This is a genomic window from Mesorhizobium qingshengii (genome assembly GCF_900103325.1).
In the GTDB taxonomy this organism is placed as follows: Bacteria; Pseudomonadota; Alphaproteobacteria; order Rhizobiales; family Rhizobiaceae; genus Mesorhizobium; species Mesorhizobium qingshengii.
The window spans coordinates 1-1,887 of sequence record NZ_FMXM01000090.1 but is presented as its reverse complement, the minus strand read 5'-3'; the positions used below and the strand labels follow the sequence as shown (position 1 = coordinate 1,887).

General features: G+C 58.2%; 1 protein-coding gene. It reads left to right on the top strand.

From position 1 onward, the window contains the following. Positions 1 to 151: 151 nt before the first annotated feature. Positions 152 to 1,651: a type III secretion protein gene (locus BLS48_RS36055; RefSeq protein WP_244530012.1), complete on the top strand. Its 1,500-nt coding sequence runs from the start codon at positions 152 to 154 to the stop codon at positions 1,649 to 1,651. Positions 1,652 to 1,887: the final 236 nt, after the last annotated feature.

Genomic DNA, 1,887 nt, shown 5'->3' with positions numbered 1-1,887 from the left:
TCCGCACTCCACAGGCCGTTAAGTTGACGATGCCCCATGTCCCGATCGAATGATTGAATATGAATTGCGCATGACGGCGGCGCGACCGATAGGCGCTAGAGTACTTTCTGGATCCGCGACCCTGACTGGATCCGCGACAGGAGAGACCGCTATGGACAACACCGGCTTGGGCTGGCCCTACGATGCTTCCAAACAAAATGGTCCCAACGCCGACATACAACCTTGGGTCGCGAGTTTGACAGGGATAGGGGGGGCAACGGACGATTACATGCAGCAGTACCGTGAGCAACAACTGAGCCTGGAGCGGCAGCTGAGCGAGTTGAATGCTGATGCAGACAATGGTGCGATTCGGCGCACGTCCATTGGGGGGTCGCCTTCCCTGCGGGACAACCAGATCAGCAGCGCGGGCCACAGCATAGACACCTCTTATTCGTCGGAGGCTTATTCCTCCTTCTCAGAGGAGCCGGCAATCGCCCCCCCCCAGCGGAAAAAAAGCGGGGGATTGAAATCGTTGCTGAAGACGGTGACGAAGGTGAAGAAGGCCATGGGAACTTGCTGCTCCAAATCCTCCGTATCGACTCGACATGCCACATATGACACTCGACATGCCACATATGACACGGAAGAGTTGCCGCGAGAATCCACGGCGTCGGACTCTGAGAGCCGCATATCATCGCTGAGGGTCTCCCTGGGTACGCGTCCCGACAGGTTGCGAAGGGGCGGAGATGCTCCTCTGGAGCAACATCAGATCCAGCAGGCCGCCTACCATATGGGAGCGCATGTCGTCGGTGACGGGGTCTCGAGCCCGATAAGACTCGCGACAGCCGGGCAAACCGTTCACGACGTCCGCCTGCTGCTCAAGCATGGCCGGGGAAACGTTAAGGCGGACGACATTCCCTCGCACGGCCACAACGGCATCGGATCGTCGGTTGCAAAGCTGGCACCAGGCGGGACCGCCAAGGTTGCAGTGGCCGTCGTCATGGGAGCAGCGGCCTGCGATCAGACCGCTCCCCTTTCCGCCATCGTCCACGCCCCACACATGGCGGCCGACGAGCGGAGTACGAGCTCTCATGCTTCCGTGTCAATGAAAGAGATAACCGACGAAGGTGATGAGATCCCAGTCATGGCGGGTCACACCTGGAACGAACTGCGGCGCGGAAGCCGCGACCCGAAGTCGACCGTGGTCATGGATGCCTGGGCCAACGGTCCCGCTGTTCGGTTGAAAGACAGCGCATGGAGCGGAGAGCCGGCCGAGGACGGTCCTTGGTCGATGGACAAAAGCAGGGCCGAACACCTGAAAAGCCGTCTTGAGGGGTTGATTCCGTTAGTGCATCCGGACACAGATGAACAGACTGCCGCGAATTTGCGCGAGAGGCAAACCAGACCCGTAGCGTGGGAAAAATATGCTGAACCACAAGTGATCTCACCCGAGTTCGCCGACAGTGTACGCGAAGCATTGTCCCGTGTACCTGAAAACCAACAAAAGGAAATCGCATCACGGATGATCCAGGAAGCCTACGGAATGGATCCTTCCTCGTACACGCACCAATACGCAGTGGATTCAGTTCTGGTGGCAGCCAACCAACTGGACTCGCTGCCCCGGCCTCCTGTCGTGCCGTATTCGACGCCACCGGGCTATCAGCGTCGATAAGCGGATCCGGCGGCCGAAGCTTGGTGCGTTAACGAGGCGGTCTATGGCCGCAACCGTCAGGGCTTGTCGCAAAGATTGGTTTGGGCCGGCGTTGGTGCACGGATCTTTTATTGGTGGGAATTGGTGCAGGGATCAAATTTCAACATTTTTCATCTATGCGTCCGGATCGAAAATAGGTTGATTGATCCAGCATGCCGCACAAACATAACGCCGCCCGGCACTGTAAAGTTATCAGC